The sequence below is a fragment of the Sorangium sp. So ce185 genome (assembly GCF_051526825.1).
Classification (GTDB): domain Bacteria; phylum Myxococcota_A; class Polyangia; order Polyangiales; family Polyangiaceae; genus Sorangium; species Sorangium cellulosum_D.
Window position 1 is genome coordinate 6,942,322 of the sequence record NZ_CP150316.1, and the last position, 15,584, is coordinate 6,957,905.

The window sequence follows — 15,584 nt, forward strand, 5'->3', positions numbered from 1 at the left end:
TCGTCGGGTGATCATTGCGCCTCCGCGGGAACGCGAGCGAGGAAGGAAGGGGATGAGACGATCTGGAGAATGAGCTCCTTGGTGGAGGCGCCGCCGCGCGACGCCTCGCCGAGCTCCTTGATGGACTGCCGGTCCTTCGCGCCCGTGCTGCGGCCCTGCGCGAACTCGATCCAGCGCCGCGCGTAGCACGCGTGGGCCTCGTCGCTCTCGGCGAGGATCCGGCTGAACTCGATCGCGTCCGCGTAGCTCTTCAGCCCGGCGCCGAACCGGTAGGCGTCCGCGGCGTTGACCGGCACGCCGTTGTCGGTCGTGCGGTACCTGCCGATCGCGTCGTAATGCTCGAAGGCGAACCCGGCCGGGTTGATCCATGTCCCGTGGCACGCCTCGCCGCACGTCCCTTTGCCCGTGTGCGCCTCGACGCGCTCGCGGTTGGTCGCGTGCTCGCCCGGCGGCAGCCCCGTCGCGTTGTCCGGCGGCGGCGGCAGCGCGGCGCAGAGGATCCTGAGGTTCACGAAGACGCCGCGGTGGATCGAGTCCGGCTGCCGCGCCGTCGCCTTCGACGCGAGGAAGCCGAGGCGCGTGAGCAGCCCCGAGCGCTCCGCCTCGGCGAGCTCCACCTGCTCGAATTTGTCCGAGAACTCGCCCTCGACGCCGTAGACCGCGGCGAGGTGATCGTTCACGAACGCGGTGCGCGAGGTGAGCAGGTCGGTGAGCCCACCCTCCTTGTCGAAGACGATGTGCTCCACGAACAGCTCCGCCTCGCGCTGCATGTCGTCGCCCATCTCAGGGACGAACTCGGGGTAGAGCGCCTGGTCCTTGTTGAGGTCGTGATACAGCTCGTAGTCGTAGAGCTGCCGGTGGAACGCCCCGACGACCTCGCGGGCGCGCGGGTCGTCGAGCATCCGCTCGGCGTAGGCGCGGACCGCCTCGGGGGTCGAGAGCTCGCCCGCCTTCGCCGCCGCGAGGAGCTCGTCGGAGGGCATCGTGTTCCAGAAGAGGTACGCGAGCTTCGTCGCGATCTCGTGGCCGCTCAGCGGGATGAGCCCGTCCTTCGCCGGCCCGGCGCCGACCTCGACCCGGTAGACGAAATGGGGCGATTGCAGGAACCCCTCGAGCGCCGCGCGCGCGCCCGCGACGAACGGATCGTCGCCCGGGGCGAGCTCCTTGCCGCGGTCGAACAGCGCGAGGTACCCGTCCCGCTCGTCGGCCGTGAGCGGCCGCCGGAACGCCCGCTCGCCGAACCCTTCGACGAACGCCAGCGCCCGCGCCTCCGGCTCGTCCGGCAGGCCGGCGGGCACGATCCGGGCGAGCTTGTCCGGGTCAGCGGTCACCATCGCCGCGAGCTCCTCGGCGGCGCGCTGGTAATCGCTCCAGAGCCCCGGGGTCACGAGGAGCGCAGCCTCGTTGTTGTCGAACACGCCGCCGAGCGGATCGGTCGTGAACGACGCCGAGAGGCCGGGCCGCTCGTCGAGGCGCAGGAGATCGCGCGCCGTGTTCTCCCACTGCGCGTGGCTGAGCCGCGGGAACATGCTGCGCTCGGCGACCTCGGTCGGCGCCGCGCCGCTCCCCGGCGAGCCGCCCGGCGAGCCGCCCGGTGAGGTGCCGTCGCCCTCGTCCCCGTCGCCCACGAGGCCCGTACACCCGGCGAAGAGGAGCGCCGCGGCGCAGAGCCCCGCGCCGAGCGCCCGCCGCCATCGCGGGAAGCGGTCCAATCGATAAGCCAAAGAGATCATCGGATTCTCCTGATAAGCAGCTCCATCTTGTTATGTAGGAAGCACTCTTTACTAACAACCCAAAAAGCACCTTGATTGCTGGGCAGAGCCCCGGAGATCGGCATAAAACAGACAAATCCAACAGCACCAGACTTCACGCGCCCGTATGTGTGTGGTTTCCGGTGAACACCGGATACGGCAAGAGGTCTCGATGGCTCGCTGCTCCTGCCGAGGCGAGCGCGGTGTTGGCGCCGGGACAAGGTTCGCTGTTGCCGCCGAGCAGCGGGTTCAGCAGGCTCTCCTCGATGCGCCCCGCTCGCCTCCACCGCTGCTCCGCCTGGTCTGCGCTCGCGCTCGCGTCGCTCGTCTCGCTCGCCGCGTGCGAGCGGCGGGCGGCGCCGCCCGACGGCGGCGCCCCCGCGGGCCCTCGCGAGGAGGCGCTGCCCGCCGCGAGCGCGCCGGCCGCCGCGGCGCCCGCCGGGGTCGAGTTCCTGGAGGAGATCACCGGCGGCGCGGACAGGAGCGAGGCGCTCCCCCTGATCGTCGCCATTCACGGGCTCGGCGACAGGCCCGAGTCGTTCGCGGGGCTCCTGGCGGGCGCCGACGTCAAGGCGCGCCTCGTCGTACCGCGCGGGCTCGCGCCGTACGGCGACGGCTACTCGTGGTTTCCGCTCCAGCAGGCGCTCGCGAGCGACGCGGTGGGACAGGGCATCTTGCGCGCGGCCGCCGCGCTCGCGGCGACGATCGAGCGGATCTCCGCCGAGCGGCCGACGCGGGGCAAGGCCATCGTGACCGGCTTTTCCCAGGGCGGAGCGCTCACGTTCGCGCTCGCGCTGCACCACCCGCGCGTCGTCGGCGCCGCCTTCCCCGTGAGCGGCTGGGTCCCCCCCGCGGTGCTGTCCGGCGCGAGCGCGGCGGATCCGGCGGCCCCGGCGCTCGTCGCGCTGCACGGCGACGCCGATCGGCGCGTGCCGATCGACCCGACGCGCGAGGCGATCGCGGCGCTCGCCGGGCGCGGCGTCAAGGCGACGCTGGAGAGCTACCCGGGCGTCGGCCACACGGTGACCGGCGAGATGCGGCGCGACCTCCTTCAGCTCATCCGCGGCGCCGCCGCGGAGATGCGGTGACGGCCGCCCGACTCGCCCCTCGTCTTCCGCCGCGGCGAGGAGCTCTACCTGATGGGCCGCCGCGACCAGACCGAGACCGGCAATCACGATCTCGGCATGGATGAGCGCTCTCCCGCGGATCAGGCGCAGAAGCGTCGATAGGGGAGACTCGAGCGAGGGAGCAGGGGTGCGGCGCCGCGGCGCGCGACGCGCGGCGTCCATCTACACGGCGCGCCGCGCGTGCCCTATGTCGCAGCTTCGAATGAGCCCTGCCCCTCCCCATCGCCTCGAGCGGTGGCTCTGCCACCCTCGCTTCTTCAGCGCCGTCTTGCTCCTCGCGCTCGCCCTGGCGGCGTTCACGGTGATCGTCGGCTTCTACAGCGATGACTACCTCCTGCTGTGCTATCTCGCGGAGCTGATCCCCGGCTCGCCCCGCTGGTACGATCTCTACAACTTCGTCAGCGGCGACCCGCAGAAGACGCAGGCGATCATCGCCCTCACCGCGATGCCGTGGTGGACCGATCCCGAGATCCGGCTCCACCTCGTCCGCCCCCTGGCGAGCGCGCTGATCACGCTCCAGCGCGCCGTCTTCGGCCACGCCCCGCTCGGGTACCACCTCGTCTCCATCGCGCTGTACATCGCGGTGGTCGCGGCCGCCGGCAGGCTCTTTCTGCGGGTGCTCCCCCGCGCGACCGCGGCGCTCGCGCTGCTGATCTTCGCGGCGAGCGCGAGCCACATGCAGCCGGCCGGCTGGATCTCCTGCCAGCACTTCCTGCTCACGGCGCTCCCGGTGGTGCTCGGGCTCCTGGCCTATCTCCGCTACCGCGACGAGGGCTGGCGGCCCGGGCGGTACCTGGGCCCGCTCGGGCTCGGGATCGGGCTCCTCGGCGGCGAGGCGGCCCTCGGCGGGGCAGCGTACTGGGTCGCCTACCAGCTCGCCGGCCCCGTGCCGCCGGGCCGCGCGGCCGGCGTCCGCGCCAGGGCGACCGCGGCGCTCCCGGTGCTCGGCCTCCTCGTGTACTTCGCCGCCTACAAGGCGGTGGGCGGCGGCGCCGCGCACACCGGCGGTTACGTCGACCCGCTCTCCAGCCCGCTCCAGTTCGCCGCCAGGGCGGCGGAGCGCCTGCCCATCCTGCTCAGCAACGCCCTCCTCACCGTGCCCTCCGAGCTCTCCGGCGCGCTCCCCGTGGGCCCCTTCATCGCCGCCGGCCTCGCGGCGACCGCCGGCCTCGCGCTGCTCTACCGCGCTTGCCTGCCCGCCATCCCCGAGCGCGAGCGCGCCGCCCTGCGCTGGCTCGTCCCCGGGGCGCTCCTCACGCTCCTCACGACCGTCGGCGGCTTCCCGGGGTCGCGCGTCATGATGCTGCCGAACCTCGGGATCGCGCCGCTCCTCGCCGTCCTCATCCTGCGCGGGCTCCGCCCGGCCCCGTCGCCCGGGCGCGCGCCGTGGGCCCGCCGCGCCGGCGCGGGCTTCTTCGCCGTCGTGCACGTCGCGCTCGCGCCGCCCATGTTCCTGCTCGCCACGCTGTCGAACGCGGACGCCGCGCGGAAGCTGGAGCAGGTCGCCCGCACCGCCGAGATCGGGGCGCCGGCCCGCAAGCGGGTCTTCCTCGCCGCCTCCTCGGATCCGATGGCGTCCATCTATCCTCAGGCGGTCCTCGCCCTGGAGTCGCCCGAGGCCTTCTCGTGCTGGTCGATGCTCTCGACGGCCAAGGCGCCGCACCGCCTCACGCGCACCGGCCCGTCCTCGTTCACCCTCGCGCCCCTCGGCCGCACCATGCTGCTCGGGGCGTTCGAGACCCTCTACCGCGCGCCGTCGGCGCCGATCCCGCGGGGCTACGAGGTCCGCCAGTGCGGCGCCACGATCCGGGTCGCGGAGGTCGAGGGCGGGAGGCCCTCGCGGATCGAGGTCGATCTGGGCGCGCCGCTCGAGGATCCAGGGCTCGTGCTCCTCGCGTGGCGCGACGGGGGGCTCCGCCGCGTCGCGCTGCCCGCGATCGGCGAGGCGGTGGAGCTGCCCTGGTCGCCGGGGCCGATCGGGTTCTTCTGAGCGGGGCGCGCGCGGCGGGGCGCGGCGCCGCCGTGGTATCGTGGCGCCCATGGCGAGCGACGCCCCGAAGAGAGCGGCCCGCGGCGGCGGCGGCGACACGCTGACCCACCCGGGCGCGCGGCCGGTCGACAGCGCGGGCATGGTCCGCCGGTTCCGCGTCGAGCTCGTGGAGGGTCCGGCCAAGGGCGCGGTCTGGGACTCGTCCGCGGATCGGTGCTCGATCGGGTCGAGCGAGGGCAACGACCTCGTGGTCGCCGACGCCACCGTCTCCCGGTTCCACTGCGAGATCCGCATCGACGACGCCGGCGCGCGCGTCCGCGACCTGCGCAGCCACAACGGCACCGTCGTCGACGGCGTGCACGTCATCGAGGCCCTGCTGCGCACCGGCAGCCTCATCCGGCTCGGCAAGACGGTCGCGCGCTTCGAGTTCGGGACGGAGCACAACCGCCTGCCGCTCTGGGAGGAGGCGCGGTTCGGCGCGCTCTCGGGCGCGTCGGCGGCGATGCGGGCGGTGTTCGCGCTCCTGTCGCGGGCCGCCGAGCGCGACGTCACCGTGCTGCTCGAGGGCGAGACCGGCACCGGCAAGAGCCAGGCGGCGCGCTCGGTCCACGAGCGGAGCGCGCGGCGGGAGAGGCCGTTCGTGGTCGTCGACTGCGGCGCGATCCACGGCAACCTGATCGAGAGCGAGCTCTTCGGGCACGCGCGGGGGGCGTTCACGGGCGCGGCGGAGCAGCGCGTGGGCGCCTTCGAGGAGGCGTCGGGCGGGACGATCTTCCTCGACGAGATCGGCGAGCTGCCGCTCGATCTGCAGCCGAAGCTCCTGCGGGCGCTCGAGGCGCGCGAGATCCGCCGCGTCGGGACCAACACGCCGCGGCCGGTCGACGTGCGCGTCATCGCCGCCACGCACCGGGACCTGCGCGCCGAGGTGAACGCGGGGCGCTTCCGGGCGGATCTCTATTTCCGGATCGCGGTCGTGCGGATCCCGATGCCGCCCTTGCGGCAGCGCCCCGAGGACATCCCCGCGCTGATCGAGGATCTCCTCGCCGCGCTGCACGCGACGCCGGAGGAGGCCGAGGCGCTGCGCGATCCGAAGGTGATCGCGCGGATGCAGCGCGCCGCGTGGCCGGGCAACGTGCGGGAGCTCAGGAATTACGTGGAGCAGTACCTGGTGTTCCGCGCGCCCCCGCCCATGGGCGACCACGCGCCGCCGAGCGCGCCCGCGGCGGTCGACGTGAGCCTGCCGTACGCCGAGGCGCGCGATCGGGTTCTGGCGGAGTTCGAGCGCCGGTATTTCGAGGCGCTCCTCCGGGCGCACGACGGGAAGGTGTCGCGGGCGGCGGCGGCGGCGGGGCTGGATCGGCGGTATCTGTACCGCTTGCTCCACCGGCACGGGCTCGGGCCGGAGCGCGAACCGCAGGGGTAGGTCAGCCGCAGGTAGACGCCTTGTCCGGGCAGCAATCGCCGATGCGCGAGCACAGCGAATCGCAGTAGCAGCCGGCCGGCGCTTTCCCGCCGCAGCGGTTGACGCAGCTCGCCGCGGGGTCGAGCTTGTCTTCGATGTGGGCGCGGCATTCGCCGTTGAAGTAGCCGCCGGAGTTCTTGACCTGCACCTTGACGCGGCAATCGTTGGGATCGGTCGACGCCCAGCCGAGGGGCCAGCAGTCCCCGTGCCCGGCATGCCACACGTTGTAGCTGCTCTTCGTGTACCAGGGGTGGCAAGCGCAGCCGATCGTGGTCGTGAACTGGTTCTCGAAGGCGCTGTTGCCGTGGGGCAGCACGGGGTCGCACGCGGTGAGCGCCTCTTGCGCCACGCCGACGTCCTCCGAGACGCCGACGTCCTCCGAGGGCTCGCCGGCTTCCGCCTCGCCCTCCGCCAGCTCTGTATCGTCGACGGCGGGCGCGTAGCACCCCGCCGCGCCCAGCACGGTGAACGCGACGCAGGAAGAGAAGAGGACGGCAACCTTCGTCAGCATTCGATGGATCATGACGGCAATCTCCTTTGTGAGGCGAGATCGGTTGAGGCGGAGGGCGCGCGCGGACGCGCGCGGGCTCGATCGCAGGCGCCCACGGCCAGGGACCGAGTCAGGGCGGCGCGCTCGCGCCGGATCCACGGTCTCGTCGACCTCGCCGGCCTCGCGTCATGAACATCAGCACGGCACATGCCAGCTTCGGCCAAGACGCTCCACCCTGCGGAATCGGGCCCTGCGGGGGCGAGCGCCGCGCCGCCCGGGCAACATGTGGCCTGTAAGGCGACAGGACGAATCGCCGGCTGCGACGCGGAGGCGACAGCCCGGGCAGCTTATCCCGAGCGCCGGGGGCGAGCGCCGCGTCGCCTAAGGACGAATTGGCGGCGACGAACCGGCGCGCTCCGTGGAACCCGCGTCACTCGAAGGGCGCCGCATCGACGTCGACGCCGCGTTACCGCTCGTCGAGCCCCTCTCCCGCCCCCGGCGTGATCACGAGGCCGCTCCGGCTCGCCCCCGCCGTCCACGCGTCGAGGCACAAGAGCGCGCCGCCCGCGAACCGCTCCCGGCCCGGCGCGCCCTGGACCCGCGCGGGCGCGGCGTGCAGCACCAGCGCGACCTTGACCGCGGGGCTCGGCCGTGGCCGCGAGGCGAGCGTCGCCTCGAGCGCGCGCGCCGCGCCGACCAGCCGGGCGCGGGCGGCGCGGCTGCCCTCCGGATCGCCGGGGAGCGTCGTCGCCCCGACCAGCACCCCGCCCCCGTCCACGACCGTCACGAGCCCCGCGTCGGCCGCCGCGCGACGGACCGTCTCCAGCACCGCCTCGGCGTCGTCGAACGCGGCCGCGTCGACCTCGCCCTCCCCGTCGATCTGCACCCCGACGTGCAGCGCCGCCGCCGCGCGGACGGGCGCCTCGTCCTTCGCGGCGAGCGACGCCGCGCGGAGGTCCGCGAGCAGCTCGGCCACGCCCGGGTAGCGCGCGTCCGGCGACTTCGCGAGGCAGCGCGCGATCGCGGCGTCGACGGCGGGCGGCACGGCCACGAGATCGCCCGCGCGGGGCGGCGGCGCGAAGAGCTGGAGCTCCTCGAGCTCGACGAGGTTGTCGGCCTGGAACGCGGGCCGCCCCGTGAGCAGCTCGTGGAGCAGGAGGCCGAGCGCGTAGACGTCGGTCCGCGCGTCGACCGGGCGGCCGGCGATCTGCTCGGGGGCCATGCTGCCCGGCGTCCCGAGCACGCTGCTCTGCGTGAAGATCGGCCCGCGGCCGAGCCGCTCGGGCTCGAGGAGCTTGGCGATCCCGAAGTCGACGAGCCGCGTCGTGAACCAGCCGTCCCGCGGGATCGTCATGATGTTCTGCGCCTTGACGTCGCGGTGGACGATGCCGAGCGCGTGCGCGGCCGAGAGCGCCGCGCCGACCTCCTCCAGCACGGCGAGCGCCTCTTCCGGGGAGAACGCGCCCCGGGCGCGGAGCTCCTGCCGGAGCGTGCGGCCCTCGATCCACTCCATGGCGATGTACGGCCGGCCGTCGGGCAGATCCCCGGCGCCGAGGATCTCGACGATGCACGGGTGGGCGAGGCGCCGGAGGGCCGCGGCCTCCTGCTGAAATCTCTCGAGGATACGGGTACTTGCAGCGAGGCGACGCCGGAGGACCTTGAGCGCGGCGGGGCGGCCGGTCCCGAGCTGCGTGGCGAGGTAGACCACCGCGAAGCCGCCGTGGCTCCGCGCCTCCTCGACAAGGAACTCGCCCGCGAGGGTGCCGGGCGCGAGGTCGTCGGCGGCGCCCGGCGCCTCGTCGGCGGCGGTGCCGGTGGGGTCGTGAGGCCTGGTGGTCGCCGCCATGGTGGAGGAGATCGCCCGAGTGCGCGGAGAAATGCAAGCGCGCTGCTCCGCCGTGACGGCGCGACGTCGCTGCGAGGGCCTCGTCGTGCCCGCGGACCGCCACATGCACGGTCAGCGCGCTGGGCGCCGACCGGCGAGCGCATCTCGTCCGCGTTCACCGACGCCGGGTCGACTCAACGCTCTCAGTCATCGTAGTCCACGATCATGATTTTACCACCCCCGGGCTGACGGTTGACGAACATCGCCTGGCTGTGACCGAGACCGCGAAAGTCGCCGATGAGGCTCAGATCGCCGTTATCGATCCATCCGTCGAGCAAACCGCTACTCCCCCACCGCTCCCAGTCCAGGACCTGCCCCGGGACAGCGCCTTGGTAGTCGACGACCATGACCTTTCCGCCGCCGGGCTGGCGGTTGACGAACATCGCCTGGTCGCGACCGAGCGCCTGAAAATCGCCTGTGAGCTGCCAGTCATCAGCGTCCAGCCATCCGCTCAGCAGGCTGCTGTCGCCCCAGCTCTCCCAGTACGCGACCTGTCCCGGGGCCGCACCCCGGTAGTCGACGATCATCACCTTTCCGCCGCCGGGCTGGCGGTTGACGAACATCACCTGGTCGCGACCGAGGCCACGGAAGTCGCCCACGAGCTGGCGGTCAGCGTCGTCCAGCCATCCGCCCAGCAGGCTGCTGTCGCCCCAGCTCTCCCAGTACGCGACCTGTCCCGGGGCCGCACCCTGGTAGTCGACGATCATCACCTTCCCGCCGCCGGGCTGGCGGTTGACGAACATCACCTGGTCGCGACCGAGGCCACGGAAGTCGCCCACGAGCTGGCGGTCGGCGTCGTCCAGCCATCCGCCCAGCAGGCCGCTGTCGCCCCAGCTCTCCCAGTAAGTGACCTGTCCCGGGGCCGCACCCTGGTAGTCGACGATCATCACCTTCCCGCCGCCGGGCTGGCGGTTGATGAACATCACCTGGTCGCGACCGAGGCCACGGAAGTCGCCCACGAGCTGGCGGTCGGCGTCGTCCAGCCATCCGCCCAGCAGGCTGCTGTCGCCCCAGCTCTCCCAGTAAGTGACCTGCCCCGGGGCCGCACCCTGGTAGTCGACGATCATCACCTTCCCGCCGCCGGGCTGGCGGTTGATGAACATCACCTGGTCGCGACCGAGGCCACGGAAGTCGCCCACGAGCTGGCGGTCGGCGTCGTCCAGCCATCCGCCCAGCAGGCTGCTGTCGCCCCAGCTCTCCCAGTAGTCAACACGACCAGCCGGCGCGCTGTAAACCGAGCGCACGCCGGCGACGTCACCTTCGCTCAACTGACCACTTCCCGACCAGTCTGGATTGCAGTAATTCATGACAGAGTCAAGATCCCAGGCGCCGAGCAACGTATCTCCGTCGGTGCCCTGCTCCTGATCGCACCATGAAGGCGTGTCCGGACGGTTCTGCTCGTGCGCGAACCCGAGCGCGTGGCCGAACTCGTGAACCGCGATCGTCCGTATGCAATACTCCCGCGTGGACTGACAGGACGTGCTCCAGTTCTGGAAGGTGAAGTTCATCACGACGCCGTTCGCCACGCCGCTGAGCGCGGAGCCCAGGGCTTTCGCGTGGGGCCCCACGTCCGAGACGCCCACGCGGATCCCGGTGGATCCGGGTACGCACGCGCCCCAGCCGGTGAATGTGACGGCGGAGTTCGCTTGCCAAGTCGTGGTGACCGCGTCCTGCACCCAGGCGCGCTCGGTCGCGAACGATCCGGATGTCTCCCAGCAGACGGGGATGCTGTTGGATGGCCAGACGTTGGTCGAGAGTACGTAGAGATGATCTTGTGTGGTTGCTGTCGCCTCGCCCAGCGGCGCATCCGGCTCGATGCTCGAACATCCCAGGAGAAGCGACGCCGCAGACACCATGACAGCGAACACTCGGCACCAAGAAACCTGTGAGGCCATATACCCTCCACGTTAGGTCCATTCGATACACAAGAGATTAACCAACCAATCCCCGTCCCCCCCCCCTCGCCCGGCTCCACGAGCTCACTCGGCGAAAATCCGTCGAATCCGTTCGGCCGGGCAGCCGCCAGACGCGCGAGCCGACCTCGATCGAATCTGCTCGTCTGAGCCGGCAAAGCCGCTCATCGGGCCCCGATCCGCGATGTCAGACAAGCTCGCTATCAGGCCAGAGCCGCGCATGGGCTAGCACTCGGCGTGCCAGTCTGGGTTGGCGCGATCTCGGCGCGGAGCCGGACGGCTCCTCGGGTGCAGATAACCCATGCCTCCATCCCGATCGCCATGATCGAGCAGCCCTCATGAGGACGTCGCTGCGGGCCGGGTGCGTGTGAGACGATGGCCGGCCACGGCCGGCCAGGCCGGCCCGCGACGGGTCGATCCGACGATCACGCGGGGGCCGGCACGGGAGGAGGGTTGAGCCTCAAGCCCCGCTTCGGGCGAGCGCCGCGGAGAACGCCGCCGCGGCCGCCGAGAGCGCCCTCGAGCGGCCGCGCGCGCGGTGCAGCGCGAGCGCGACGGGGCCGAGCCGAGGCAGCCTCGCCGAGGCGGCGAGCGGCGCGCGCTGCGCCCGCGGGACCCAGCGCCGCCGGGCGGCCGTGACCCCGTGCCCGGCCGCGGCGAACCCGACGACGAGCCTCGGGCTGCTCGACTCGAGCGCGACGCTCCACGCGACGCCGGCCCGGTCGAGCGCCTCGATCAGGCGGTGTCGCAACAGGCAACCTTCGCTGTAGAGCGCGACGGAGAGCGGCGCGCCGCCCCGCGGCAGCGCGCCGACCCACTCGAGCGGGTCGACGCGCAGGATCTCCGCGCCCGGCGCCGCGTCGAGGTGGGTCGCGACGACCAGATCGAACGCGTGCCCCAGCTCGGGGAGCGACGCGCGCGAGGGCAGGATGGAGACTTCGAGCCGCACCAGCGGCGAAGCGGCGCTCGCCCGCAGGATCGCCGCGCGCACGCGGGCGAGCGGCACGTCCTCCGGGACGGCGGCGCGGAGGCGCTCGGTGTCCGGCCGGCCGGCGAACTCGAGCACGGCGTCCTCGTGCAGGCGGAGGATGCGGCGCGCGTGCGCGAGGAGGCGCTCGCCGGCCGTCGTGAGCAGCGGGCCCCGCGGTGTCCGATGAAAGAGCTGAGCACCGAGCAGATCCTCGAGCCTCCGCACCTGGAGGCTCACCGCCGACTGGGTGAGCCGGCGCGCCCCGGCCGCGGCGGTGAAGCCGCCGTGGCGCGCGACGGCGACGAGGGTCTTCAGGAGGCCGATCTCGAGCTCGGGGACGTTGCCCAGGGAAAGGAGGCTATTCTGCTCACGAGACGGCGGAGCGACGAGGGCGGCGCTGCCGCGCCGGGAGGGGTCGTTCGGCATGAGGGCGCTGGCCGGATTCTAGCAGATCCGCCGCGCGCCCGCGGGCGGGGCTCACCGGCGCGAGAGGTCCTGGAGCGCGGCGGAGAGCGCCTCCTCGAAGCGCTCCTCGGCGTCGATCATCGGCCAGTGGCTCGCCCCTGGGATCACGAGCGCGCGCCACCCCGGGACGAGGGCCTGGTTCGCGCGCTCGTTCGTCGGGGTGAGGTCGGCGTCGATCGACCACGCCGGCACGGTGAGGAGCGAGAGCCGGTCGCGGATCGGGTAGCTCAGGTTCTCCTCGAGGATCGCTGTCGCCGTGTCCGCGCGGACGCGGAGGATGCTCGCGGCGACCCGCTCGATATCGCCCTCCGCCGCGGAGGGCGGGAAGAGCGCCCGCACGATCCGGCGGACTTCGCCCGGGAAGTCGGCGCGCAGCCCGCCGAGCATGCCGCGCTGGTCCACGGGGGACGGCAGGCGATCCACGTCGGGGAACGAATCGACGAAGACGAGCCCTCGCACCCTGCCCGCGAGCGGACCGAGCGCGGCCTCGACCACGATGCGCCCCGACATCGAGTGTCCGACGAGGATGGGCCGCTCCGCGCCGGACGCGCGGGCGACGGTCTCCAGATCTCCGGCGTAGGCCGCCACGGTCCAGGCGCGGCGGGCCTTGCCGGACCGACCGTGGCCGGGAAGATCGAGCACGATGAAGCGATAGCGGTCCGAAAGCGACCGGACCACCGGCAGGAACAGGTCCGCGCTGCCGCCCCAGCAATGGGACAGGATCACCGCCTGTTCTCCCCGGCCGGCGATCGCATAGGCGATCGGGGTGCCGTCGGCAGCCGGCACTTGCGCGAAGGAGGGCGCGCCGGTCGCTCGCGGCGACGTGGTCTCGACCGCGTGAGCGGCCGGGGGCGCGGGGCTCGGGCGGCAGCCCGCCATCGCGGCGAGCAGGACGGCGAGCGCCAGCCAGGCGAGACGATACAAAGGGTGAGCGTCGGAGGGCTTCATGGGCGTCCGCCATGCTCCGCCGGCGGGGCGGGACGAGCAAACGAGGTCCTCTCATGCGGCCATGAGCGGCGCTCATGGCGATCAGCGCGTCTCGGGCCGCGCCGGCTTGTGGGTGGCGAGGTACAGCCCCGGCAGGGCCAGCGCGGCGCCGATCCAGTGGTGGGCCGCGAACGCCTCGCCGAGGAACAGCCACGCCATGACGGCGGTGTAGACGGGCGAGAGATAGAGCATCAGCCCGGTGCGGCTCGGGCCGAGGTGCTTTGTGACATAGCTGTAGGTGGCATAGGCGCCGGCGCCCGGCACGACGATCAGGGTCAGGACGGCCGCCACCGTGCGGGCATCGAATGCCGGCGGGCCCTTCACGGCCAGCTCCCAGGCGAGGAAGGGCAGCATCACGATCACCCCGGCCGCGGCGATGGCGGCCAGCCGGGCGGTGACGCCGAGGGCGCTGGGCCAGCGCTTCAGCAGCACGGCGTAGAGCGCCCAGGACATGGCGGCGACCAGGATCAGCAGGTCGCCCGTGGTGAAGCTCAAGCGGAGCAGCGTCGCCGGATCGCCGCGCAGCACGATGACCAGCATGCCGGCGAGCGCCAGCGCCGCGCCGAGCGACTGGCGCAGGCTCAAGCGCTCGCCGAACATGGCGCGCGAGAGCAGGATGATGCCGATCGGCGAGAAGGAATAGAGCAGGCCGATGTTGGTCGCCGTGGTGGTGGCGGCGGCGAGGTAGACGCCGGCGCCGCAGATGCCCATGCCGAGCAGGCCGAGGACGAGCAGGCCGCGCCACTCGCGGGCCAGCGCGCCGCGGCGCTGGCGAAGCTCGGCGCCGCAGAAGGGCAAGAGCAGCAGCACGACCCCGGACCAGCGCAGCTCGGCCAGCGCCATCGGCGGGATGAAGTCGGCGGTGGCGCGCGCCAGCACCATGTTGGCGGTGAACATGGCGGGCGTGAGAAAAAGCAGGATCTGGGCGATGCGCTGATCGCGGGCGGCGGCGGGGTCCATCGCCGCGCAGACTAGGGCGCCGCTCAGGCCGGGACCAGGGCTGGACCTCCGACGAGGACGGACCGCCATGCCCGCGCCGCCTCGGAGGGCAGGCGCTACGGGTTGCTCGGCAGCGATCCCTGCCCGCCGAGCCCCTGCGGCGCGCCGAGCCCGCCGAACGCGCCCGGGTCGGGCACCCCCGGATCGAACGCGCCCGGATCGATCCACTCGCCCCACGTCGGGTCCCCGAACGGATCGTTGGGCAGCGTGCCTTCCTGCAGATACCAGAACGGATCTTCGGGGAAGTAGATGTAAGGCCCCTGCTCGGTCCACGGCGGCGGGCCGCTGCACGAGTAGAGCTGACAGGGGTCCTTCAAGAACACCGTGATGGGGTGCATCCACGCGGCCTCCTCGGAAGAGCAGGCGGCGTAAGTCCCAGGCTCCATCGCGCCGGCGCACACGGGCGGCGGATCGGACGAACCCGGCTCCCCGGCGCACGAGCCGGCGCTCTGCGCGACGCACCCCCAACTCTGATCGCCGCTCATCGCGCAGATGCGCGATTGCATCAGCAGGTGCTGGTCGCTCCACACCACGTACGGGAGCGGGTCGGGAGGAGAGCAGGCGAAAGCATCTTCATAGACGACCTGCACGTCCTTGAGCGATGGCCGCACGATCCGGTAGGCGAGCTTCGACTTGTCCAGCTTCGTCCCCGTCACGACCGTCTTCTCGAGCTTCACCTCGGCGTCCGTGTTCAGCTTCTCGGGGTCGAACAGATTGCCGAAGAACGCGCCCTCCTGCACCGGATAGTCCTGCATGACCCGCTGAATCGCTCCCGGCTCCGCCTGCGCGTCCGACGAGCCCTCCTCGGAGAGCGGCTCCCAGCGGAGCGAGAGGTCGACGTGCGCGCCGCGCGCGTTGTTCCTCGCGAGCAGGCACGCCGAGACGAGCTCTTGGCACTGGGGCGACGGCGCGCCGTCAGCCCATTCCGGGCAGAGCCTGGCCGCGCCCTGCCACTCGACCACAACGGGGTTGAGCGACGGCTTCTCGCCTTGCGGGATCGCCCACGAGAGATCGCTCTCGGGGGAGCTGACGGTGGCGCCCGCGTCGACGGCCGAGAGCTCGGACGCCGTCGTGGTCCACGAGACGACCTGGTCCGGCCGGAGCGCGCACTCCACAAGGGCCTGCATCACGTCGCGCGCGTGCGGATCGAGCAGGGCCCGATGGAGCGGGCCCTCCGCGAACGACGCGCTCGCGAGCGGCCGCTGGGTGAGCTCACGAAGGTTGTCAGCGTTGGTGGTGAGCAGGTTGCCGGCCAGGACCTCGAGCCGGAGGTGATTGCCGATCACCATCATCTTGATCGACGCCGGGGTCGTCAGGATCGTGCCGGCGGGCACGGCGTTGTCGAGCGCCGACGCGGCGCTCGTCGCGAGGCACAGGGCGGAGGAGGCAGCGAGGGCGAGGCGAGCGGATCTCAGGTTCATCGTTGCGCCTTTCACGAGGAGGGAGCGCGGCGCGGCGTCGCGCGGCAGCGCGCGACGCATCGCAACGGGCGCGATGGGCCGCGATGAGCGCATTAGCACGCGTCGCGCCAGCGCCGCCGGGGCC

The 15,584-nt window shown here is 72.6% G+C and carries 11 protein-coding genes; 3 read left to right on the plus strand and 8 right to left on the minus strand.

Annotated features, from left to right (window positions below; all coding sequences use genetic code 11):
* Positions 1-11 precede the first annotated feature (11 nt).
* On the minus strand, positions 12-1,733 hold the full coding sequence (locus WMF26_RS25215) for a DUF1592 domain-containing protein (RefSeq protein WP_437994752.1): 1,722 nt from the start codon (positions 1,731-1,733) through the stop codon (positions 12-14).
* Between the two features lie 284 nt (positions 1,734-2,017).
* Between WMF26_RS25215 and WMF26_RS25220 the strand changes: the two genes are divergently transcribed.
* From WMF26_RS25220 to WMF26_RS25230, 3 genes are all read left to right on the plus strand, one after another.
* Positions 2,018-2,839 carry an alpha/beta hydrolase gene (locus WMF26_RS25220; RefSeq protein ID WP_437994753.1) on the plus strand — a complete coding sequence of 274 codons (822 nt, stop codon included), beginning with the start codon at positions 2,018-2,020 and terminating at the stop codon, positions 2,837-2,839.
* 241 nt (positions 2,840-3,080) lie between these two features.
* On the plus strand, positions 3,081-4,868 hold the full coding sequence (locus tag WMF26_RS25225) for a hypothetical protein (protein ID WP_437994754.1): 1,788 nt from the start codon (positions 3,081-3,083) through the stop codon (positions 4,866-4,868).
* A gap of 49 nt (positions 4,869-4,917) precedes the next feature.
* Positions 4,918-6,291 (plus strand): sigma 54-interacting transcriptional regulator, encoded by a 1,374-nt coding sequence (locus WMF26_RS25230; RefSeq protein ID WP_437994755.1) that lies wholly within the window; start codon positions 4,918-4,920, stop codon positions 6,289-6,291.
* Between the two features lies 1 nt (position 6,292).
* Here the strand turns inward: WMF26_RS25230 and WMF26_RS25235 are convergent, their stop codons facing one another.
* From WMF26_RS25235 to WMF26_RS25265, 7 genes are all read right to left on the minus strand, one after another.
* A complete protein-coding gene (locus WMF26_RS25235) occupies positions 6,293-6,853 on the minus strand; it encodes a hypothetical protein (RefSeq protein ID WP_437994756.1) in 561 nt (186 codons plus the stop codon).
* Positions 6,854-7,286: 433 nt separating this feature from the next.
* Positions 7,287-8,666 (minus strand): serine/threonine-protein kinase, encoded by a 1,380-nt coding sequence (locus WMF26_RS25240; protein WP_437994757.1) that lies wholly within the window; start codon positions 8,664-8,666, stop codon positions 7,287-7,289.
* Positions 8,667-8,848: 182 nt separating this feature from the next.
* Positions 8,849-10,573, minus strand: a complete 1,725-nt coding sequence (locus tag WMF26_RS25245) for a M12 family metallopeptidase (protein WP_437994758.1) — start codon at positions 10,571-10,573, stop codon at positions 8,849-8,851.
* A 505-nt stretch (positions 10,574-11,078) separates the two neighbouring features.
* Positions 11,079-12,014, minus strand: coding sequence for a LysR family transcriptional regulator (locus WMF26_RS25250; protein WP_437994759.1), 936 nt, complete (start codon positions 12,012-12,014; stop codon positions 11,079-11,081).
* A 51-nt stretch (positions 12,015-12,065) separates the two neighbouring features.
* Complete coding sequence (locus tag WMF26_RS25255; protein ID WP_437994760.1) at positions 12,066-13,001, minus strand: alpha/beta fold hydrolase; 936 nt, start codon at positions 12,999-13,001, stop codon at positions 12,066-12,068.
* A gap of 81 nt (positions 13,002-13,082) precedes the next feature.
* Positions 13,083-14,000: a DMT family transporter gene (locus WMF26_RS25260; protein WP_437994761.1), complete on the minus strand. Its 918-nt coding sequence runs from the start codon at positions 13,998-14,000 to the stop codon at positions 13,083-13,085.
* 95 nt (positions 14,001-14,095) lie between these two features.
* On the minus strand, positions 14,096-15,460 hold the full coding sequence (locus WMF26_RS25265) for a hypothetical protein (RefSeq protein WP_437994762.1): 1,365 nt from the start codon (positions 15,458-15,460) through the stop codon (positions 14,096-14,098).
* Positions 15,461-15,584: the final 124 nt, after the last annotated feature.

What these genes read in the sequence shown, in the direction of transcription:
- WMF26_RS25215 (WP_437994752.1), bottom strand. Translation starts at nt 1,733, where the DNA reads ATGATCTCTTTGGCTTATCGATTGGACCGCTTCCCGCGATGGCGGCGG.
- WMF26_RS25220 (WP_437994753.1), top strand. Translation starts at nt 2,018, where the DNA reads ATGCGCCCCGCTCGCCTCCACCGCTGCTCCGCCTGGTCTGCGCTCGCG.
- WMF26_RS25225 (WP_437994754.1), top strand. Translation starts at nt 3,081, where the DNA reads ATGAGCCCTGCCCCTCCCCATCGCCTCGAGCGGTGGCTCTGCCACCCT.
- WMF26_RS25230 (WP_437994755.1), top strand. Translation starts at nt 4,918, where the DNA reads ATGGCGAGCGACGCCCCGAAGAGAGCGGCCCGCGGCGGCGGCGGCGAC.
- WMF26_RS25235 (WP_437994756.1), bottom strand. Translation starts at nt 6,853, where the DNA reads ATGATCCATCGAATGCTGACGAAGGTTGCCGTCCTCTTCTCTTCCTGC.
- WMF26_RS25240 (WP_437994757.1), bottom strand. Translation starts at nt 8,666, where the DNA reads ATGGCGGCGACCACCAGGCCTCACGACCCCACCGGCACCGCCGCCGAC.
- WMF26_RS25250 (WP_437994759.1), bottom strand. Translation starts at nt 12,014, where the DNA reads ATGCCGAACGACCCCTCCCGGCGCGGCAGCGCCGCCCTCGTCGCTCCG.
- WMF26_RS25255 (WP_437994760.1), bottom strand. Translation starts at nt 13,001, where the DNA reads ATGAAGCCCTCCGACGCTCACCCTTTGTATCGTCTCGCCTGGCTGGCG.
- WMF26_RS25260 (WP_437994761.1), bottom strand. Translation starts at nt 14,000, where the DNA reads ATGGACCCCGCCGCCGCCCGCGATCAGCGCATCGCCCAGATCCTGCTT.
- WMF26_RS25265 (WP_437994762.1), bottom strand. Translation starts at nt 15,460, where the DNA reads ATGAACCTGAGATCCGCTCGCCTCGCCCTCGCTGCCTCCTCCGCCCTG.